Origin of the sequence: Nocardia sp. CC213A, assembly GCF_030766805.1 — a bacterium.
GTDB classification, from domain to species: Bacteria; Actinomycetota; Actinomycetes; order Mycobacteriales; family Mycobacteriaceae; genus Nocardia; species Nocardia otitidiscaviarum.
Window position 1 is genome coordinate 311939 of the sequence record NZ_JASFXA010000007.1, and the last position, 19750, is coordinate 331688.

Consider the following 19750-nt stretch of genomic DNA (forward strand, 5'->3'; position numbering starts at 1 on the left):
CACCGGTTCACGGCTACGTTGGCCGTTGTGTCCGACCATGAAGGTGTGCCCGAGCAGGCAGGCCGTCCGCCCGAGAGTGGCGACGAGACCGCGCGTGTCCCCGTCTCCTCCGTGCTGCCGGGGTGGCTGCCGCGAGCGTATCTGCTCGCGGCGGTCACGGTGGCGGCGCTGGTCATCACCTTCTGGATGTTGCAGCAGCTCAAGGGGCTGCTGACGATTCTGGTCGTCTCGCTGTTCCTGGCCTTCGCCATCGAACCGGCGGTGAACTGGCTGGCGGCGCGCGGCTGGAAGCGCGGACCCGCCACCGGGGTGGTGTTCCTGGGCGTGCTGGTGGTGTTGGTCAGTTTCGTCTGGACGCTGGGCGAACTGGTGGTCGAGCAGGTGTCGTCGCTGGTCGACAATGCGCCGCAGTTCGCCGATGACGCGGTCAACTGGATCAATTCGACCTTCCACACCGACTATTCGGGTACCGATATCCAGCGCAAGGCCGCCGAGATGAGCACCTCGCTGGAGAAGTACGTGGTCGGGCTGGCCGGGGATGTGTGGGGTATCGGCACCACCGCCGTCGGTGTGCTGTTCCAGGCCCTGGGCGTCCTGCTGTTCACCTACTATTTCGCCGCCGACGGGCCGCGGTTCCGCAACGCGGTGTGCTCGCTGCTGCCGCCGCAGAAACAGAAGCATGTGCTGCGCGCGTGGGATATCGCGGTGGAGAAGACCGGCGGATACCTGTACTCCCGAGCGCTGCTCGCCCTCGCCTCGACGCTCGCGCACTACGCGGCCATGCGGGTGCTCGATCTGCCCTCGGCGTTCGCGCTGGCGCTGTGGGTGGGCGTGGTCTCCCAGTTCATTCCGACGGTGGGCACCTACCTGGCGGGTGCGCTGCCGGTGATCGTCGCCCTGGCGCAGAGTCCGCGCACGGCGCTGTGGATACTGCTGTTCATCGTGCTGTACCAGCAGTTCGAGAACTATGTGCTGCAACCGCGGATCACGGCGACCACGCTGGACATGCATCCGGCGGTGGCCTTCGGGGCGGTGCTGGCGGGCGCGGCCCTGTTCGGCGCGACCGGGGCGCTGCTGGCCATTCCGGTGACGGCGACGGCGCAGGCGTTCATCGGCGCGTATATCCGCCGGTACGAGGTGAACGAGCCGACGGATTCACTGAAAACCGGTGGTGCGCAGCGCAAATCGTGGCGGGAACGGCTACGGCGACCGCATCCGGCTCCCGCGCGGAAGGACTGAGCCCGAATGTCGGCACGGATACACAAGCAGCGTTCAGACGCCGACAGACCCGAGGGCCGTTTCCCCGGAACATGGTGTGCACCGACGGAAGCCACCTCCGGCACCGTCACCGACGAAACGGAGCACCCGATGTCCCTGACCGCCAAGCGCATCGCCATCGCCCTCGCCACCACCGCCGCCGCCCTCACCTCGACCGCGGGCATCGCCGCCGCCGACCACGGCGACCGCAACGACCGCGGCTACCACTACTACTGCGACCGGGACAGCCGCGGCTACGACCGCGACTACTGCTGGAAGCACTACGGCGAGTGGGGCCACGACCACAAGCACAACGGCGGCTACTGAGCCCGCGCATGCGCCCGCACCCGGCCGGACCGACGGTCCCGGCGACGGCCGCTCCGGCGGCGCGAACGGCGGTGCGGCGGTAGCGAACCCGGCGGCAACGCGGCCGCCGGTCGCTCAGCGTCGAGCACCTCGCTACGGCTTGCCCGCCTGTTCGCGCAGCGCCTTCTTCGCCGCCTCCTGCGCCGTATCGACCTGCGACGCGTACTTGCCGCCGGTCTTCTGGTCGATCACATCCCCCGCCTTGTCCACCACCGGCTCCAGCTTGTCTGCATGCTGCGCCGCCAGATCGGCGGCCTTCCCCGCGGCATCCTTCAAGTTGTCGAACAATCCCATGTCGCCTCCTACCTCGAAAACGTGCCAGAGCAGGCTAACCCGCGCATGCCGCCGCGGCGCGCACCTCGCTGCACCTCGCAACGGTGACCTTGACCTCGAGTGCACTCGAGCTTCTAGGTTCGCACCCGCGGGCGGAGGCTGTGTCGACGCGACCCCGCTCCGTGCGCCGCTCGGCTGTCCGTGCCTACGCGGATTTCTCCGCGGCGGCGGCCTCCGCGCGGCGGCGGACGCGGCGGGCCGCGGCGACCAGGTTGCGCAGAGACGGATCCAGCTGCCAGTGGTGGCGGGTCTTCAGGCCGCCGTCCGGATTTGCCCAGAGGCGCTGGGGTGTCACGGCTTCCGCGGCGGCGGAGAGCAGTTCGTCCAGCTCGTCGATATCGGGGATGCGGGCGGAGCGGCTTTCGTAGACACCGGGGCCGACACCGTGGGACAGGCCCACCCCCTCGGCACAGTCCTCCTTCAGCGCGTTGAGCACCCATTCGATGGAGCGGGTGGCCACGATGGCGGTGACGTCGGCGTCGAGTTCGTCGATGGCCGCGACCACGTCCTCACGGCTGGAATAGCCGATGTGGGTGTGGATCTGGGTTTCCGGCTTGACGCCGGAGGTGGCCAGCTTGAACGCGCCGACCGCCCAGCGCAGGTACTCGGGGCGGCCCTTCGGGCGCAGCGGCAGCAGTTCGCGGATGGACGGCTCGTCCACCTGGATGATGGCGATCCCGGCCTTCTCCAGATCCACGACCTCGTCCCGGATGGCGAGCGCCACCTGGTCCGCCGTCTCGTACAGCGGCTGGTCCTGGCGCACGAACGAACGCGCCAGCATCGTGACCGGGCCGGTGACCATGCCCTTGACCGGCTTGTCGGTGAGCGACTGCGCGTAGCTGATCCACTCCACCGACATGGGCTTCGGCCGTGCCACATCGCCGTACAGGATCGGCGGTCGCACGCAGCGTGATCCGTACACCTGCACCCAACCGAAGTGGGTGGTGGCGAAGCCGTCGAGCAGCTCCGCGAAGTACTGGATCATGTCGTTGCGCTCGTGCTCACCGTGCACCAGCACGTCGAGACCGATGTCCTCCTGCAACCGGATGGTGGACTCGATCTCGGCCTCGATGCGCTTGCGGTACTCCTCGTAGGACAGTCGCCCCTGGCCGAGGTCGTAGCGCGCCTGGCGAATCGCGGTGGTCTGCGGGAAGGACCCGAGCGTGGTGGCGGGCACCAGCGGCAGGTTCAGCCGCTCCTGCTGGGCCACGCGGCGAATCTCGTACGGCTCGCGCTCGCGCATATCCGGGGTGATGTTGTAGACCCGGTGCCGCACCGCGTGCTTCTGCTTGAAGTGCACCTCACGCGGACGCTTGCGCCACTTCTCCGACGGACCCTCGGTAAGCGCCTTCGCCAGCGAAACCACTTCCAGCACCTTCTGTTTCGCGAAGGCCAGGCGCTCGGCCACATGCTCTTCCAGCTCGTATTCCACGAGCAGGTCGTAGGGCACGTGCAGCAGCGTGGTGCCGGTGGAGACCACCAGATCCGGGCACACCTTGGAGATGGCGTTGAGGTATTCCAGCGTCACGTAGCGGTCGGCGCGCCACACATTGGTGCCGCTGATGACGCCCGCGTACAGCCGCTTGCGTTGAATGCCGGGGATTTTCGCGAGTTCGTCGGGCGTGATCCGGTAGCTGGCCAGATCGAGGCCGATGGCCTCCACCTTGGTGCGCGCCAGAATCTCCAGCGCTTCCCCGAAATCGCCGTACTGTCCGGTCACCAGCAGCCGCGGCCGCAGCGGCGCCTTGGACAGCCGCTCATAGGTCTTCTCGAACAGTTCCAGCGTGGACGGCGAGCGCTCGCTGGTGAAGCACGGCTCGTCGAGCTGCACGCAGGTCGCGCCGCGCTTGGCGAGCACCTCGAACAGCTCCTCGTACACCGGCAGCAGCCGGTCCAGCAGCTCCAGCTTGTCGAATTCGGTCTCGCCGGGCACATGTCCGGTCTTGGACAGCAGCAGCAGCGACAGCGGGCCGAGCACGACCGGCCGCAGTTCGATGCCGTGCTCCTTGGCGCGGTCGAACTCGTCGAGCAGCGCCTCGGGGTGCAGTGAGAACCGGGTGTCGGCGTCCAGTTCGGGCTGCCGGTAGTGGTACTGGGTGTTGAGCAGGCGCACCAGTTCCAGCGGCGGCAGGTCCGGGCGGCCGCGCGCCATCAGGAAGTAGAAGTCGAGCGGGTGCAGTTCCTCGCGATACGCCTCGAACCGCTTCGGCACCGCGCCGAACAGCAGCGCGTTGTCGAGGATGTGGTCGTAGTAGGAGAAGGTGTTGCCGGGGACCTGGGTGAGTCCGGTGGCGGCCAGCTCGAGGAACTGGCTCTCCTGGATCTCCCGCCCGACCGCGAGCAGGGCTTCCCGAGACGAGGAGCCCTGCCAATAGGACTCCAGAGCACGCTTCAGTTCTCGGTGCGGTCCGATCCTCGGATAACCCAGAATGCTCGATCCGAAGCCGTCGGTGAGGTTGACCATGAGCGGGATACTCCCTTCCGAGCTGCGGACTCCCCCGCCTCTCCGTGTATTCAGCGCCCAGCTAAGAGCCGTCACCCGTCATGCACGCGTGCCTGCGGTAGGCGCGAATCAAACTTTGGACGTACCCGACAAGTTACCCGCACGTTCCGAGATCAGCTGTCACGGATTCGTACGACCGTCGTGCGGGTAACTGCGTCGGAGACTCGGATTCAGCGCTTGTCGTAGTGGTAGAAACCCGCGCCGGCCTTCTTGCCGAGCAATCCCGCCTCGACCATGCGCATGAGCAGCGGGGGCGCGCTGTAGAGCGGCTCCTTGAACTCGGCGTACATGGAGTCGGCGATGGACTTCACGGTGTCCAAGCCCACCAGGTCGGTCAGCGCCAGCGGCCCCATGGGGTGGGCGCAGCCGAGCACCATGGCCTTGTCGACGTCTTCCTTGGTGGCGAAACCGGATTCGACCATGCGGATGGCCGAGAGCAGGTACGGCACCAGCAGCGCGTTGACCACGAAGCCGGAGCGGTCGGCGGAGCGCACGACCTGCTTGCCGAGCACGTCGGAGGCGAACGCCTCGGCGCGCTTGGAGACCGAATCGCTGGTCTTGAGGGTGGTGACGAGTTCGACGAGCGGCAGCACCGGCACCGGGTTGAAGAAGTGCATGCCCACGACCCGCTCGGGGTTGTTGGTGGCCACGGCGATCTTCATGATCGGGATGGAGGAGGTGTTGGAGGCCAGCACCGCGTTGGGGTCGGTGACGACCTTGTCCAGTTCGGCGAAGATGGCGGTCTTCACGTCCTCGTTCTCCAGCACGGCCTCGACCACCAGCTGGCGGTCGGCGAAGTCGCCGAGGTCGGAGGTGAAGCGCAGGCGCCAGGCGGCCTGCTCGCGCTCCCGCTCGGTGATCTTGCCGCTGGAGACGCCGCGATCCAGGGACCGCAGGATGCGGGCGCGGCCCGCGGCGGCCAGCTCTCGGGTCTGTTCGAACACGAGCACATCGACGTGTGCCCGGGCGCAGACCTCCGCGATGCCCGCGCCCATCTGTCCGGCGCCGATGACTCCGACGCGCTGAATCTTCTCGCTGCTCACGTCCCGCTCCGTTCCGCCTCCCCGCAACTGCTGCGGGCGGCTGATTGCGATTGCCTGCCGGATACCGCGCCTCCACGGTGCCCGAGAGTCAAGCTGTGTGAAGGCGTCGGACTGATGATGACCCTGCGCCTTCTTAAGGTCTTTCGCTATCCAGTTATAGGTAAATGCCCTCCCCGCCGGGGCTGTCGACGGGAAGGGCGGGGAACTCCGTCGGGGGATCGTGCGATCCCCCGACGGGTTCGATATCCCCGAAGCGGCGGAGGTTGTGATGCGACTACCGCTTCGAAGGCTGTCCCGAGATCAGTGACGCGAGGCGACAACTGATCTCGTAAGGACGGGGTAACTCACCGGGTACGCCCGAAATCGGGTCGGCACCCGACCGCCGGCACGGATTGCTCACCGCCAACGGCTCTCTGCTGCCCGCTGAAGGCGCGGAGAGGCGGACGAGCTCTCAGTGGAACTGGCCCTCTTCGGTGGAGCCCTTCAGCGCCGCGGTGGAGGTGTTGGGGTCCACGGTGGTGGCGATGGTGTCGAAGTAGCCGGCACCGACCTCACGCTGGTGCTTGATGGCGGTGAAGCCACGCTCGGCGGCGGCCTTGAACTCGCGCTCCTGCAGGTCGACGAAGGCGGTCATGCCCTCGCGGGCGTAGCCGTGGGCCAGGTCGAACATGCCGTAGTTGAGCGAGTGGAAGCCGGCCAGGGTGATGAACTGGAACTTGAAGCCCATGGCGCCCAGCTCGCGCTGGAACTTCGCGATGGTCGCGTCGTCCAGGTGCGCCTTCCAGTTGAAGGACGGCGAGCAGTTGTAGGCCAGCAGCTGGTCCGGGAACTCACTGCGGACGGCCTCGGCGAACTTGCGGGCGACCTCGAGGTCCGGCACGCCGGTCTCCATCCAGATCAGGTCCGCGTAGGGGGCGTAGGCCTTGGCACGCGCGATGCAGGGCTCGATGCCGTTCTTCACGCCGAAGAAGCCCTCGGCGGTGCGGGTGCCGTCCAGGAACTCGCGGTCGCGCTCGTCCACATCGGAGGTGATGAGGGTGGCGGCCTCGGCGTCGGTGCGGGCGATGATCACCGACGGCACGTCGGCGACGTCGGCGGCCAGACGCGCGGAGGTCAGGGTGCGGATGTGCTGCTGGGTGGGGATGAGCACCTTGCCGCCCAGGTGGCCGCACTTCTTCTCGGAGGCCAGCTGGTCCTCCCAGTGCACGCCGGCGGCGCCGGCGGCGATCATGGCCTTCTGCAGCTCGTAGGCGTTCAGCGCGCCACCGAAGCCGGCCTCGGCGTCGGCGACGATCGGGGCCAGCCAGTTGGCGACGGAGGTGTCACCCTCGACCTTGGCGATCTCGTCGGCGCGCAGCAGCGCGTTGTTGATGCGGCGAACGACGGACGGCACCGAGTTGGCCGGGTACAGCGACTGGTCCGGGTAGGTGTGGCCGGAGAGGTTCGCGTCACCGGCGACCTGCCAACCGGACAGGTAGATGGCCTTCAGGCCGGCACGGACCTGCTGCACCGCCTGGTTACCGGTGAGGGCGCCCAGGGAGTTGATGTAGTCCTCGTTGTTGACGAGATCCCAGAGGATCTCGGCGCCGCGACGGGCGAGGGTGTGCTCCTCGACAACGGTGCCCTGCAGCTTCACAACCTGCTCGGCGGTGTAGTTGCGGGTGATGCCCTTCCAGCGGGGGTTGGTGTCCCAGTCCTTCTGGATCTCTTCGGCGGTCTTCGGAGTGCCGACAGTCGACATCTGTGACTCCACTTCCTGATTCGGTCTCGGGTGCCCCCTGAAGAGTTCGAACTCTCGCGGTGTCCGAACTCTGCTGGAGCGGCAATTTGCAGGCTTGCAAGTCCTGCGGTGGTTACTTCCACACGATGGCACAGGAAAAAATCGCCGTCTACCTGTTGCTAATGCGAATCTCAGCTAGCTTCCGATCATAGTTTGCTAACTCTGCGAAATTTGCGTGCGAATTGCCGCACCCCATCCTACTTGCCGGTAGCCCTGACGTGCGGTTTTGCATAACGCCCGTACTGTTTCGGTGATTCGGGCCACCGACACCCGACACGCCCGACCGCGGGTTCATGTGAGCACGTTCACACCACGCATCGCGTCGGACCGGTGTGGGGGCGGCCACTTTCCCGACCCCGGACGCGGCGGCCAACGCCGATCCCTCCTCGCGAGCGGATGCTGTTCGCGCAGGGAGAACCGGCGCGGCCTGTCCCACTGACACGCGCCCAGCTTCAACCCGGCGGGACCGCACCGGTCGTCGCCGGACAGAACGGATAGCAGTCGGCCGTCACCGGCGGGCTGCCCGAGGTGTCGGGGAGCGGTCCGGTGCCGGCGGCACCGCAGTTGCCGACGACCACCAGCAGTACCAGGACCGCGAAGCCCACCACCGCGACGAACAATCCGGTGAACCAGGCCGCGTTGGTGCGCGGCAGCGGGAACAGCATCGGCCCGAATCCCAGCAGCATCACCGGCTGACCTCCTCGCGCGTGCGGCCGTGGCGGCAGATCCGATCGGGTGCCGTCGCGGCGCGCCCACCGGAACAGGCCGCACCGGGCCGCAGGGGTTTCGGTTCGCCGTCGCCGACGCGCAAGGCCAGCAGGCACATGACATCGGTGACGGTGAGGCCCAGCATTCCGGCGTGCAGCGCCGCGATCTCGCCGTCGAATTCGCCGCCGGGGCGCAGCAGACCCATGAGGATCATCTCGGCCAGCACCACACCGGCGATGGCCTGTTCCCGGGTCAGCCGCCGCGAGGTCGGCAGGTACGACAGCACCCACCGGCCGCGCTGCGGTTCCGGCACGTCGACCCGGAAGGCGACCTCGTGTGCCACATCGCTGGTGATCAGCCAATCCGAAGCGGTAATCGCCATCGACCCATCCCTTCTCGCTCGACCCGTCCCGCTCGGGGTCCGGATCCGGTGATGGCTCAATGGTCGCGAGCTGGAACCGCATGGTGAATCTCAGCGATCGGCCGGATTTCTTGGCGGTGGACAGGCCCTTGACCAGGTGAAATTTCAGCGGTACCAAGGAAATATTCACAATGGTCGACCGCACTTCTCGTACGGCGGCCGCTCGGGGAGGCACACCGTGTCACGAAACGGTGATTCCGACGACTACGGGGCGGAAACACGAAAGCGCCTGCGCGGCATTCTACTCGGTACCGGCCTGGCCGAACACCAGGTGGTGGAACCGCTCGCGGCGGAATTGCAGCGCAACGGCTGCCGCCCGCGCAAGGCGTGGCGGCTGGCCAACGGGTACACCCTGGAAGCCGCCGCGCGCGAATACAACCGGAGCACCGGGGACGACCGGGCGGCGATGACCGCCGCACGCATCTCGGAATTCGAGTCCTGGCCCAGGAGCCGCGGGAACGGGCGCGAACGGCCGCGACCCACGGTGGCCACCCTGAAGGTGCTGGCCACCGTCTACCGGACCAGCTGGGAGCAGCTGGTGGATGTGGCGGATCTGGCGAAGATGCCGGGGCGTGACATCACCGGCTACCGGGATGCGGTGGCCCGGCGCTGCACCGCGCCGCCGGTCCTGGACGACCACGGATTACCAACGGACATAGTGCCTTTCATCGGCCGCCACGATCAGCGCGCGGAACTGCACCGACGGGTGCGCGAGCATGCGGGCGGGCGCGGACCGGGGGTGCACGTGGTGAGCGGCCTGGCGGGAGTGGGCAAGACGGCCCTGGCCCGCTACCTGATCGAGGAGTATCGGGATCGCTACCCGGACGGCTGGATCTGGGAGGATCTGCGCGGACACTCCGACGGCCGCACCCCGCGCACACCGGCGGGCGTACTCGAACAGCTGCTGCTGCGACTCGGGGTCCCGCCCGAAACCATCGAGAACGACGCGGCCCGCCGCGCCGAACGCTGGCGGGCCGAGATGCGCGGCCGCCGCATGCTCATCGTCTTCGACAATGCGTTGGACAGCAAGCAGGTTCGCGATCTGCTGCCGCATGCCCCCGGCAGCTTCGTACTGATCACCAGCCGCCACAAGCTGACCGGGCTGTCAGGTGCGGCCCCGCTGCAACTGGATGCCATGGGCACCGCCGAGGCCGAGGAACTGCTGGTGCGGCTCAGCCATCTGCCGCCCGGCTACGACGTGGGGGCGGTGCGCCGCATTCTGGAGACGGCCGGGCGGCTGCCCCTGGCGATCCGCCTGGTCGCCGGGCAGATCGCCCACCACGGACCGGAGATGCTCGCCGCCGCCGACCGGGACTTCCAGCAGTTGACCGACCGGGTGCAGCACGCGCCGATCGGGACGCCGTCGGAGGAATCACCGGCCGCGCCCATCCTGGACTTCTTCGCCGCCGAGGGCGAATCCCTCGCCGCCGCATTCGAATTGTCCTACCAGCGACTGTGGGATCCGGAACTGCGCCGCGCGGTCCGGCTGCTCGGGCTGTTCCCCGGTTCGGAGATCACCGCGGAGACACTGGCGCCCATGGCGGATGTGCCGCCGCTGGCCGCGAACGCGTTGATACGCCGCATCTTCGAGGTCGGGCTGTTGGATCCGGCCGTGAACGGCCCCTCCGGGCAGCGGTACCGGATCCACGATGTGACCCGGCTGTTCGCGCGCAAGCAGGCCGATCAGGAGGATCTGCCGAGTGAGCGCGCCGCCGCCATCGGGCGACTGGTGCGGTACTGCCTGACCATTGCCCGGCGGGTGGGCGCGCCCCGCCCCTTCGACCTGGCGGGCAGTTTCCCGAATGTGCCGGGCCCCGGCCCCTCCAATGCGGTCGACCGGGCCCGGGAGTGGCTGACCGCGGAGAAGGAGGTGCTGCTCGGCTGCATCCGGGTGGCCGGTCCGACGGCGGAGGCCGGGGAGCTGGCCCGCCTGCTGGCCTCGCATCTGTCCGGGCTGGGGCACTGGTCGGACGCGCGCTGGCTGTTCGTGCGGGCGCTGGACGTGGCTCGGGGCGACGGGGACGCCACGGCGGAATGCGATGTGCTCTACGGGCTGGGCACGGTGCACCGGCTGGCCTGTGACTACGAGACAGCCTCCAAGTGTTTCCAGGAGGCGCACGCCATCGCCGCCCGCATCGACGACCCGCTGCGGATGGCATCGGGGCTGTGGGGCTATGCCGAGGTCACCAGGCATATCGGGGATTACGACCGGGCGCGGCACGCCTACGCGGACGCGCTCGGCATCGCGCGGCAGTTGCAGAACCTCGAATTCGAGGGCGATTCGCTGCGTGGGCTCGGGCATATCGAACGCATGGGCGGCGATCCGGCGGCGGCGCGGCACTACTACGAGGCGGCCCTGGAGATCGCCGCGCAGATCGACGACGACTACAGCCGGGGCTGGACGCTGTGGGGACTGGGCAATGTGATTCGCATGGCGGGCGATTTCACCACCGCCCGTGCGCATTTCGAGCAGTCGCACGAGATCGGCGGCGAGCTGGACGATGCCCTGCTGGTGGCGGACGCCCTGCGCGGGCTGGGGCACACCGAGCGCGATCTCGGGGATCTCGATGCGGCACAGGGCTTCTACTCGGATTCCCTGGATGTGGCGCGGCGCAGCGGCGATCCGCACGGCGAGGCCGACGCCTGGCGGGCCCTGGGCGGGATCGCGGCCGGGTCCGGTCGGCGGCATCGTCCCCGCGCCTGCGAATTCCTGCGCAGATCCCTGGCGCTGTACGAGAGCATGGGGGTGAAGGCGCTGGCCGAGCAGGTGCGGGCGGATATGCGCCGACTCGACTGCGACAGCCACGCCTAGCCGCGTCGCCGATGCGCCACCGAGCGGTCGCCGCCCGCCGCCTCAGCTGCCCCGGTAGGTCGAATAGGCGAAGGGCGAGAGCAGGATCGGCACGTGGTAGTGGCGTTCCTCGGCAATGGTGAAAGTGATGGTCACCTCCGGGTAGAAGCTGTCCACCGCCTGGGCGGCGAAGTATTCGCCGGTCTCGAACCGCAGCCGGTAGGTGCCCGTGCCGAGCGTGCCGCCGAGTCCTTTGATCCGGCCGTCGGCGTCGGTGGTGTCGGCGGCCGATGCGGCTCCGACGGCGTCGAACAGGGTCACCCGCACCCCGGCGGCGGGGCGGCCGCGCACCGCGTCCAGGACATGGGTGCTCAGCGTCGCCGCCGCGGCGTGCTGCCGGCCGGTGTCCATCAGGTGGCACAGGCGGAGTCGATTGATCTCGGCGAGTTGTTCGCGCACGATGCGGCGCTCGGTCGGCGGGTCGTTGGCCAGGCGCTCGGTGAGGATGTTCAGCAGTTCCGCGGGGGTGCGGCCGCTGGCGCGCACCAGGTAGACGTGCCCGAACCTGTCCTCGTAGGTGCGGTTGCCCGCGACGATGGCGGCGCGGACGCGGTCGTCGGCCCCGGCCATGCCCGCCTGTTCGCGGGCCGAGGCGGCGTTGTCGGGGCGGTCACCGATGCGGGGGTGTCCGGCGAGGGCCCGGTCGATCTCGTCCTCCGGCAGTTCCGCCAGCGCGGCGTCGGCGGCGCGCAGCAGCTCGTCGAGGGTGGCGAACGGCCTGCGCTCCGCCACCCGCGCGGCCCATCGGGGCGACGCGCACACCGTCAGCAACAGTTCCGTGGCCGCTGTCTCGTCGAGTGCGGCGAATTCCTCGAGGCCGATCGCGTTCTCCGTCATCGCCCTCCAGCATCGGCCACGCGCCGCCCGGTCGCCAGTCGGGCGGCGGCCGCGCCCGTCGCGCGTTACGGTCGGCGGCATGAATCGCGGACGGTGCGACGGCATCCTGCTGGCAGCCGGTGCCGGTACCCGCTACGGCATGCCGAAAGTGCTGGCCGAGGACGGTGCGTGGCTGCGCGGCGCGGTCCATGCCCTGCACGCGGGCGGCTGCGAGCGGGTGTACGTGGTCCTCGGCGCGACCGGACCGCCGCACCGCCGACCCGCGGATCCCGACGCCATCTCCCTCAAACGGCGATGGCAGGTATCGCAAACCCACGGCATCCTCATCCCGCCCGCCGCCCGACCGGTATGGGCAGCCGATTGGGAAACGGGCATCAGCGCTTCGCTGCGCGCGGGCCTGGCCGCGGTCGCGGGGCACCCGGCCATCGCGTGCGCACAGGCCGGAGCCCGGCGCGAGGACCGGGCGATCACGCAAGCGGATGCCGGAAACACATCCGGCCCACCGGATATAGCGCGGGCGCGCGCCGAGACCACGCACGAGTCGGACAGCGCGACCGCGTCCTCCCGCCCCGAGGCGGCAGACTCCCGGCCGCCCGTGACGGGGATGAGCCGGACGGCCGATGCCGAGGGTACGGCGAGCGCAGCAGGCGCGACAGGCGCAGCAGATGCGGCATACTCCCGGCCGCCCGTCACAGGCGGGAGCCGAGCGGCCGACGCCGAGGAGGCGGCGGATACAGCGGGCGCGACGCGCTCTGCGGAAACGGCAGGCGCATCAGGCGCGGCGGGCGCATCAGGGGCGACAGGCGCGGCGGCCGCATGTGGCGACCTGCCCGAGTTCGTGGCGATCATGCCGGTGGATACGCCGGATGTCGGGCCGGAGGTGGTGGCTCGGGTGATCGCCGCCGCGCGGGGGGCCGGGAGCGGGTTGGCGCGGGCGGTGTTCGACGGGCGGCCGGGCCATCCGGTGGTGGTCGGTCGGGGTCATTGGGCGGGCGTGACTGTGGCGTTGACCGGAAAATCGGGCGCGGCCTCTTATTTACGCGAACGAGCCGATATGGTGTGCGTCACGTGTGGCGATGTGGCGACGGGGTGGGACCACGACTATCCCCGGCACGCACACACGCCGAGTGGGAGCTGATGATGCGGGATATCGTCGAGGATCTGTTGCGCGTGTGGCACAGCGGCCGCACCGCCGGATTGGCCACCCTGGTGCGTGCGGTGGGATCGACGCCGCTGCCGGTCGGTTCGGCCATGATGGTCGACGCGGAGGGCCGAGCGTTCGGATCGGTGTCGGCGGGCTGCGCCGAGGCCGAGGTGTACCAGGCCGCCGTGGAGGCGGCGCAGACCGGACGCCGGGCCATGCACCGTTTCGGCCCCGCCACCGGCATGGACTGCGGCGGCACCCTGGATGTTTTCGCGGAGCCGTTCTCGCGCAACCATTTTCCCGAGTTTCCGACGGTGGCCGCCGATATCGCGGCACAGCGCCAGGTCACCGTGTTCACGGTGGTGTGGCATTCGGACCCGGATGTGATCGGCCAGCATCTGGTGACCGACCGCAAGCACGGCACCGAACTGGTCTCCCTGCCCGACTCCGATGTGTTCGTCTCCTCCTTCACCCGGCCGCCGCGCCTGATCCTGGTGGGGGCCAACGCTTTCGCCGCCGCCCTGGCGACGCAGGCGCGCCTCGTGGGCTACCGTGTGACGCTCTGCGACGCGCGCCCCACCTTCGCCAGCCCCGAGGCGTACCCGCAGTGCGAGGTGGTGGTCGACTGGCCGCACCGCTATCTCAACGCCCAATCCGCGGCGGGCGAGATCGACGGCAGCACAGCGATAGTCGTGCTCTCCCACGATGCCAAGTTCGAGATCCCGCTGCTCACCGTGGCACTGCGACTACCCGCACTCGGCTACCTGGCCGCCGTGGGTTCCCGCCAGGTCCACGCGCGCCGCCTGGAGGCGCTCCAAGCCGGCGGCTTCGATGCCGCCACACTGGCCCGCCTGCACGCTCCCGCGGGCCTGGACCTGGGCGGCCGCACCGCACCCGAAGCCGCCCTCGCCATCACCGCCGAACTCCTCGCCGCGCGCAACGGAACCTCCGCCGCTCCCCTGTCCGTCCGCACCGGCCCCATCCATTCCGCCACCGCCGCCGAGGCACGCGGACCCGAAAGCCATTCCCTCACTTGAGGTCCGGCTGCTCCGCATAGATCTCCGCCAGCACCGACATATCGAACAGGCGATCCGCCTCGATATCGATCCCGGATTTGCCCAGCGCGGCGATATTCCGCTCGATCAGGTCGTCGGTCATGGTGAACAGCCCGTTGGCCGCGGTGTCGGCGGATACCACCAGGTCGTTCTGGGCGATGGCCTCCTCGGTCTGCTCCGCCAGGTCGAGTTGCAGGTCCTTGCCGTAGACCTCGACGGCGAGCCGGGCTCCTTCCGCCGGGTCGGCGACGGCATCACGCCAACCCTTGATCTCGGCGGCGAGGAACGCCTTCAGCTTCTCGCGCTCGTTGTCGATGGTTTCCTGAGTCACGGTGAGGGTTTCGGCGACCAGCGGCAATCCGAAGTCGGCGAACAGGAAGTTGGTGTTGGCGAAACCCTTGGCCGCCAGAATGATCGGCTCGTTGGTCACATAGCTGACCCAGCCGTCCACCTCGCCGTTGGCCAGCGGCGTCGGATCGAACTGCGCGGGCACGATGGTCACGTCGTCGGGACGCATCCCGTTGGCCGTCAGCAGTGCGGCGAAGATGAGCTGGTTGGTGTCCTGCACGCCGATCCGTCGGCCCTTCATGTCCTGCGGTGATGCGATGGGGTTGCCCGCCGCGCTCACGATGCAGAACGGGTTCTTCTGATACGTCGCGCCGACGATCTTGGCGGGTAGACCCTCCAGCACGGCGGGCGCGGTGGTCTGCGGCGCGGACATGCCGAGCCAGATCTTGCCGGTGCCCAATCCCGCCTCCACGGAGGTGCTGGCCGCGCCACCCGCCACCAGATTCACCGAGCCGAATCCCGCCTCCTGGAAATATCCTTTCGAATCGGCGAAGTATTCACCGGCGAATTCGATGTTCTTGATCCAGGACAGCTGAATGGCGACGGTGCCGTACTTCGATCCGTCGGGTGTGGTCCCGTTGGCGGGTCCGGCGGCGTCGTCACCGCAGGCGGCGAGCAGCCCCGCGCCGCCCAGCGCGGCACCGGTGAGGGCGCTGTACCGCAGGAACGAGCGGCGATTCAGCATGGGCAGTGCGGTGGCCGGAACCGGCCGGGTCACGCGAGTCATACGCGAAATGTAGGGCCCTTCGATTTCCGATTTTTTGCTGTCGCGGCACGGAATGTATGCGCCGCGTTAACTCGTGTATCGATCGCGTCCGGTGTCCGGAGCGAAGCGGGCCAGCACGAGATTCTCCAGCACGCCGACCACCGCGTAGACGAAGACGGATACCAGCGTCACCACCACGATGGAGGCCCACAGCCGGTTGTACTGGAAGGTGGGTATGGCGCGAATCAGGCTGGCGCCCAGCCCGGTCCCGCTTCCCAGCCATTCGCCGAGCAGCGCACCGATGAGCGCACCCGGCACCGCCACCCGGGCCGCCGCGAAGACCGAGGGCAGGGCCGCCGGTATCGCCACCGTGCGCAGGGCCGTCCAGCGGGAACCGCCGTACGCCTCGACCAGCTCCATCGCCTGGCGCGGCGCGGAACGCAGCCCGGTCATCATCATGACCAGCGCCGGGAAGAAGACGACGATGGCGGCCAGAACGGTCACCCCCAGCAGTCCGCGCCCGAAGACCAGCACGATGATCGGTGTGAGAGCCACCAGCGGGACCGACCGCAGCAGCATGGCCACCGGCAGGAACGCCTGCGCCGCCGCGGGCACGGTGACGAACAGCGCCGCCACCATCAGTGCCGAGCCGAGCCCGGCGAGGAACCCGATTCCGGCGTCCCGCAGCGTGATACGCAGATCGGCGAGAATGGCGTCGCGGGCGCTCGGTGCGGTCGGCCCGCTCACCAGATAGGTCCACACCTCGGTCGGCGACTTGCCCACCAGCCCGACCTGCGGGAACAGTGCCAGGAAGGCGTACCACAGCGCTATCAGCAGGACCAGCGAGACCACCAGGGGCGCAAGAAATCCCACCACCTGCCGCAGGGTGGCGCGGGTGCGGGGCGCGTCCGCGCGCACGGTGCTCATCGCGCCTCCGCCCGTGTCCACGGCACGGCGAAGCGTGCGACCAGCGCCACCACCGCGTATCCCACGCCCGCCAGCGCGGCGGCGGCGATGGCCATGCCCCAGGTGCGCGGCACGTTGTAGGCGTTCTGCGCGGCGGTCAGCGCGACGCCGATGCCGCTGTCCACCCCGCCCAGGTACTCCCCGATGATGGCCCCCAGCACGGCCGACGGCGCGGCGATCCGCAAGGCCGCGAAGGTGTTCGGCAGGGCGGCGACCAGACGCACCCGGCGCAGCTGCTGCCAGCGGCCACCGCCGTAGGCGCGCACCAGGTCCAGGCTGGCGCCGTCGGCGGAGCGCAGCCCGGCGACGGTGCCGACCATGGTGGTGAAGAAGCAGTACATGGCGGCCAGGAAGACGGTCGGGGTGCGCCCGCCGAAGACCACCAGGATGATCGGGCCGAGCGCCAGCAGCGGGGTGCAATAGCTCAGGATGGCCAGTTGGGTGGCGAGCATTTCGATGGGCGGGATGAGAATGACGAGCACGGCCAGGATGATCGCCAGCACGTTGCCCCACAGGAAGCCCTGTAGCGCTCCCCAGGCGGTGATGCGGAAATTGGGGCCGTAGAGCGCCCAGCCGTCGGCGTACATGGTGTGCGCCACCTGCCACGGGCTGGGAATGGTGCCGCCCGCCACGCCCGCTGCGGCGGCCAACCACCAGATGCCCACCAACGCGGCGATTCCCGTGACGCCGCCGAGCTTCTTCGCTGTGTTCCAGTTCATTCCGTCACCCCGCCGTGCCCGCTGCCGCCGAACAGCAATTCCGACAGGTAATCACACAGTTTGTGGAATTCGGGGCTGCGCATCATCTCGGGCGTGCGCGGACGCGGCAGGTCGATGTCGACGACCTCCACCACGCGTCCCGGGCGCGGGCTCATGACCGCCACCTGGTCGGAGAGGAAGACGGCCTCGCCGATGCCGTGGGTGACCATCAGCGTGGTGGCGGGCTGCTCGGTCCAGATGCGCAGCAGTTCGAGATTGAGGCGCTGGCGGGTCATATCGTCGAGCGCGCCGAAGGGTTCGTCGAGCAGCAGCACGGTGGGTTTCACGACGAGGGCGCGGGCGATCGAAACCCGCTGCCGCATACCGCCGGACAGCTGCGCCGGTTTGGCCTTCTCGAATCCCCGGAGGCCGACCAGTTCGATCAGGTCGGTGATGAGGTGCGGGTTCGGGGTGATACCCGCGACCTGGAGCGGCAGTTCGATATTGGCCGCCACGCTGCGCCAGGGCAGCAGCGCCGCATCCTGGAACGCGATCCCCAGTTCGTGGCGGCCGCGCAGTTCGGCCGGGGTGAGCCCGTTGATCCGGGCGGTGCCCGCGCTGGGCTCGTCGAGGCCCGCGAGTATGCGCAGGATGGTCGACTTGCCGCAGCCGGAGGGGCCGAGCAGGGACAGGAACGCGCCCCGGCCGGTATGCAGGTCGACCGTGTCGAGGGCGTGTACGGTGCGGCGCCCGGCCCGGAAGCTCTTGCTCAGTCCACCGATGTGGATTCCGGTCCCCACGGTCGTGCTGTCTGCCGAACTCATGCGCCAACGGTAGGAGGCCGGAGTTGCGCCGATATTGCGTAGCGCGCGGCTACATTGCGCGAGCGTTACGAGTGCGGCTCACCAGGTCGGCTCGAACCAGTCGCGGGCCTCGCGACGGAAGAGCAGCATTATCACGGCGAGTGCGGCGACAATGCCGAGCGGGCCGGGCGGGCGGCCGTCGGTGATGGACGGAACCGTCCACAGCATATTGAGCACCGCCAGCAGGATCGCGGCGATGCGCACCGACTGGCCCTCGGAGTTGAAGGTGAGGCCCACCAGCCCCAGCAGGAATCCGGGTACGAACGGCAGCGCGGTCGTCACCGCCGCCTTGGTGCCGAGCAGCCATCCGGAGGCGGCGGTGCACGCCATGCCGACCACCGCGAATCCCAGCACGATCACCTGAGCGGCCCGCACCGAGCGCGGCATCCGGTACTCGTATTCGGTCGCCGCCGAGGACTCCGGCGGAAACCACTGCTCGGACATCGACTCCTCCCCTGCCGCAGGTGACCTGCCATGCCGGGAAGCCGCGAGCCGAACCGCCCGCCCGGCACGGCGACTCCGAGCGCCAGACTAACCCGCCGACCGGCCGGTTCCCTGCCGCCACACCGGAGCCGAATGCGTCACCCCCGGCACGGGCGGTGATGGAACCGAGGCGCGTCCGACCACCGCGGGCACCCGCCGAATCCAGCGCACCCGGTAGCTCACGATGGATGCGGAGAACACCGGTGCGGCTGGACAGAGGCAGTACACCGGCCGCGAGTAGACACGGCATACCGACCCGGGCGAAGGCAGCACACCGACGCGGGCCGAGGCGGAACGCCGCTGCGGGCGGCGGTATACCCGCCGGGACAGCGGCCACATACCCGCCAGGGCAGCGCAAGCCGAGGCGGAACGCCGGGGTGGGCGGGTTGTCAGGGGGCGCGGACCGCTGCCAGTTCGGTGACCCGGACCGTGGGGGCGAGCCGGTCGCGCAGCGCGCGGTCGATCTCCCCGGCGACCGGGATGACGACGGCGGCGGCCGAGGTGGCCACCGCATCGGTGAGCAGGGTGGGCCAGTCGGGTTCGCGGGAGCGGGCCAGCCCCGCGATGACGGCTGCCGCGGCGGCGTCGCCCGCACCGGTGGGATTGCCCGCGAGCGGTTCGGGCAATGCCGCCGACCAGGCCCGGGCCGGGGTGACCGCGACCATGCCCGCACCGCCGCGCGTGACGATCACCGCGCCGACACCCCGCGCGACCAGCGGATCGACGGCGGCCATGATCTCGGCGGGCGTGGTCGCCGGCATACCCGTGAGCCGTTCCAGCTCTTCGGTATTCGGCATGAGGACGACGCCGGGCACACCGGCCGCGAGTTCCAGTGCGGGCCCGTCCACATCGCAGACCACGGGTACGCCCGCGTCGGTGGCCAGCCGGGCCAGCTCCGCGGGAACGCTCACATCCACCCCGCCGGGCAGCGATCCCGCGATCACCACGCCGCTGCTGTCGGAGAGCAGCCCGCTCACCCGCACCCGCAGCTGTTCCACCGCGTGCGCGTCGGAGATGCGGGCCCCGGGCTCCCACAGCGCGGTGGCGGTGCCGTCGTCGGATTCGCTGATCACCACCGTGCGCCGCACCCAGGGCAGCGCGTGCACGAAATCCACCGGCATCTCCAGTTCGGCCGCCGCCGCGAAGGAGTGGTCGGAGAATCCGGTGGCCCGTGCGTAACGGCCGAGCTGGTTGAGCACCCGGGTGACATTGATACCGCGGCCCCCGATGCGCTGATCGACCGATCGCACCCGATGTGCCCGGCCACGATCGAAACGCTCGACCCGATAGGTCATGTCGTAGGCCGGGTTCATGGTCACGGTGAGGATCACCCTGATTACTCTGCCTGTCTCGCGGGCCGATGCAAGCCCTTGCTTCGAATAGGGGCC

18 protein-coding genes and 1 pseudogene are annotated in these 19750 nt (G+C 69.2%); 5 read left to right on the forward strand and 14 right to left on the reverse strand.

All coding sequences use genetic code 11. The annotated features are described in order from the left end of the window. Window positions 1-27: 27 nt before the first annotated feature. Both QJS31_RS15870 and QJS31_RS15875 read left to right on the forward strand, forming a co-directional pair. The gene (locus QJS31_RS15870; protein WP_306357027.1) at window positions 28-1239 is read left to right on the forward strand and encodes an AI-2E family transporter; all 1212 of its coding nucleotides are present in this window, start codon (window positions 28-30) and stop codon (window positions 1237-1239) included. Between the two features lie 129 nt (window positions 1240-1368). Further along, window positions 1369-1584 carry a hypothetical protein gene (locus tag QJS31_RS15875; protein ID WP_029926201.1) on the forward strand — a complete coding sequence of 72 codons (216 nt, stop codon included), beginning with the start codon at window positions 1369-1371 and terminating at the stop codon, window positions 1582-1584. A 132-nt stretch (window positions 1585-1716) separates the two neighbouring features. Here QJS31_RS15875 and QJS31_RS15880 read toward each other — a convergent pair whose 3' ends face one another. The 6 genes from QJS31_RS15880 to QJS31_RS15905 all read right to left on the reverse strand — a co-directional run bounded on the left by QJS31_RS15880 (window position 1717) and on the right by QJS31_RS15905 (window position 8372). Further along, window positions 1717-1917 carry an antitoxin gene (locus tag QJS31_RS15880; RefSeq protein WP_282780631.1) on the reverse strand — a complete coding sequence of 67 codons (201 nt, stop codon included), beginning with the start codon at window positions 1915-1917 and terminating at the stop codon, window positions 1717-1719. Between the two features lie 184 nt (window positions 1918-2101). After that, a complete protein-coding gene (metE, locus tag QJS31_RS15885) occupies window positions 2102-4420 on the reverse strand; it encodes a 5-methyltetrahydropteroyltriglutamate--homocysteine S-methyltransferase (RefSeq protein ID WP_306357028.1) in 2319 nt (772 codons plus the stop codon). A gap of 209 nt (window positions 4421-4629) precedes the next feature. Next, the gene (locus QJS31_RS15890) at window positions 4630-5502 is read right to left on the reverse strand and encodes a 3-hydroxybutyryl-CoA dehydrogenase (RefSeq protein ID WP_306357029.1); all 873 of its coding nucleotides are present in this window, start codon (window positions 5500-5502) and stop codon (window positions 4630-4632) included. 451 nt (window positions 5503-5953) lie between these two features. After that, on the reverse strand, window positions 5954-7243 hold the full coding sequence (gene aceA / locus QJS31_RS15895; RefSeq protein WP_282782638.1) for an isocitrate lyase: 1290 nt from the start codon (window positions 7241-7243) through the stop codon (window positions 5954-5956). A gap of 491 nt (window positions 7244-7734) precedes the next feature. Further along, a complete protein-coding gene (locus tag QJS31_RS15900; protein ID WP_143983692.1) occupies window positions 7735-7968 on the reverse strand; it encodes a hypothetical protein in 234 nt (77 codons plus the stop codon). Then, window positions 7968-8372, reverse strand: coding sequence for a hypothetical protein (locus QJS31_RS15905; protein WP_306357030.1), 405 nt, complete (start codon window positions 8370-8372; stop codon window positions 7968-7970). Before QJS31_RS15905 ends, QJS31_RS15900 begins: the two co-directional genes overlap by 1 nt. A gap of 217 nt (window positions 8373-8589) precedes the next feature. Here QJS31_RS15905 and QJS31_RS15910 point away from each other — a divergent pair, with 217 nt between their 5' ends. After that, the gene (locus QJS31_RS15910; RefSeq protein ID WP_306357031.1) at window positions 8590-11223 is read left to right on the forward strand and encodes a tetratricopeptide repeat protein; all 2634 of its coding nucleotides are present in this window, start codon (window positions 8590-8592) and stop codon (window positions 11221-11223) included. A 42-nt stretch (window positions 11224-11265) separates the two neighbouring features. Here the strand turns inward: QJS31_RS15910 and uraH are convergent, their stop codons facing one another. Both uraH and uraD read right to left on the reverse strand, forming a co-directional pair. Next, entirely contained in the window at window positions 11266-11613 is a 348-nt protein-coding gene (gene uraH, locus QJS31_RS15915) for a hydroxyisourate hydrolase (RefSeq protein WP_282782642.1), read from the reverse strand. After that, window positions 11608-12204: pseudogene (gene uraD, locus QJS31_RS15920) on the reverse strand (2-oxo-4-hydroxy-4-carboxy-5-ureidoimidazoline decarboxylase); the annotation flags it as partial. The pseudogene uraD and the gene uraH, both read right to left, overlap by 6 nt. Here uraD and QJS31_RS15925 point away from each other — a divergent pair. Continuing rightward, a complete protein-coding gene (locus QJS31_RS15925; protein WP_306357032.1) occupies window positions 12179-13237 on the forward strand; it encodes an NTP transferase domain-containing protein in 1059 nt (352 codons plus the stop codon). The pseudogene uraD and the gene QJS31_RS15925 overlap by 26 nt on opposite strands. Before the next feature lie 2 nt (window positions 13238-13239). Then, the gene (locus QJS31_RS15930; protein WP_282782628.1) at window positions 13240-14280 is read left to right on the forward strand and encodes an XdhC family protein; all 1041 of its coding nucleotides are present in this window, start codon (window positions 13240-13242) and stop codon (window positions 14278-14280) included. On the opposite strand, the gene QJS31_RS15935 is transcribed toward QJS31_RS15930, so the two are convergent. From QJS31_RS15935 to QJS31_RS15960, 6 genes are all read right to left on the reverse strand, one after another. Further along, window positions 14273-15373, reverse strand: a complete 1101-nt coding sequence (locus QJS31_RS15935; RefSeq protein ID WP_372341680.1) for an ABC transporter substrate-binding protein — start codon at window positions 15371-15373, stop codon at window positions 14273-14275. The two genes, QJS31_RS15930 and QJS31_RS15935, sit on opposite strands and share 8 nt — an antisense overlap. A 66-nt stretch (window positions 15374-15439) precedes the next feature. Next, window positions 15440-16279 (reverse strand): ABC transporter permease, encoded by an 840-nt coding sequence (locus tag QJS31_RS15940; RefSeq protein ID WP_306357033.1) that lies wholly within the window; start codon window positions 16277-16279, stop codon window positions 15440-15442. Further along, complete coding sequence (locus tag QJS31_RS15945) at window positions 16276-17037, reverse strand: ABC transporter permease (RefSeq protein ID WP_282782624.1); 762 nt, start codon at window positions 17035-17037, stop codon at window positions 16276-16278. The genes QJS31_RS15940 and QJS31_RS15945 overlap by 4 nt, the downstream gene beginning before the upstream one ends. Next, window positions 17034-17840, reverse strand: a complete 807-nt coding sequence (locus QJS31_RS15950) for an ABC transporter ATP-binding protein (RefSeq protein WP_282782622.1) — start codon at window positions 17838-17840, stop codon at window positions 17034-17036. Before QJS31_RS15950 ends, QJS31_RS15945 begins: the two co-directional genes overlap by 4 nt. Window positions 17841-17918: 78 nt before the next feature. Beyond that, the gene (locus QJS31_RS15955; protein WP_282782620.1) at window positions 17919-18323 is read right to left on the reverse strand and encodes a hypothetical protein; all 405 of its coding nucleotides are present in this window, start codon (window positions 18321-18323) and stop codon (window positions 17919-17921) included. Between the two features lie 428 nt (window positions 18324-18751). After that, window positions 18752-19693, reverse strand: coding sequence for a hexose kinase (locus QJS31_RS15960; protein WP_306357034.1), 942 nt, complete (start codon window positions 19691-19693; stop codon window positions 18752-18754). Window positions 19694-19750: the final 57 nt, after the last annotated feature.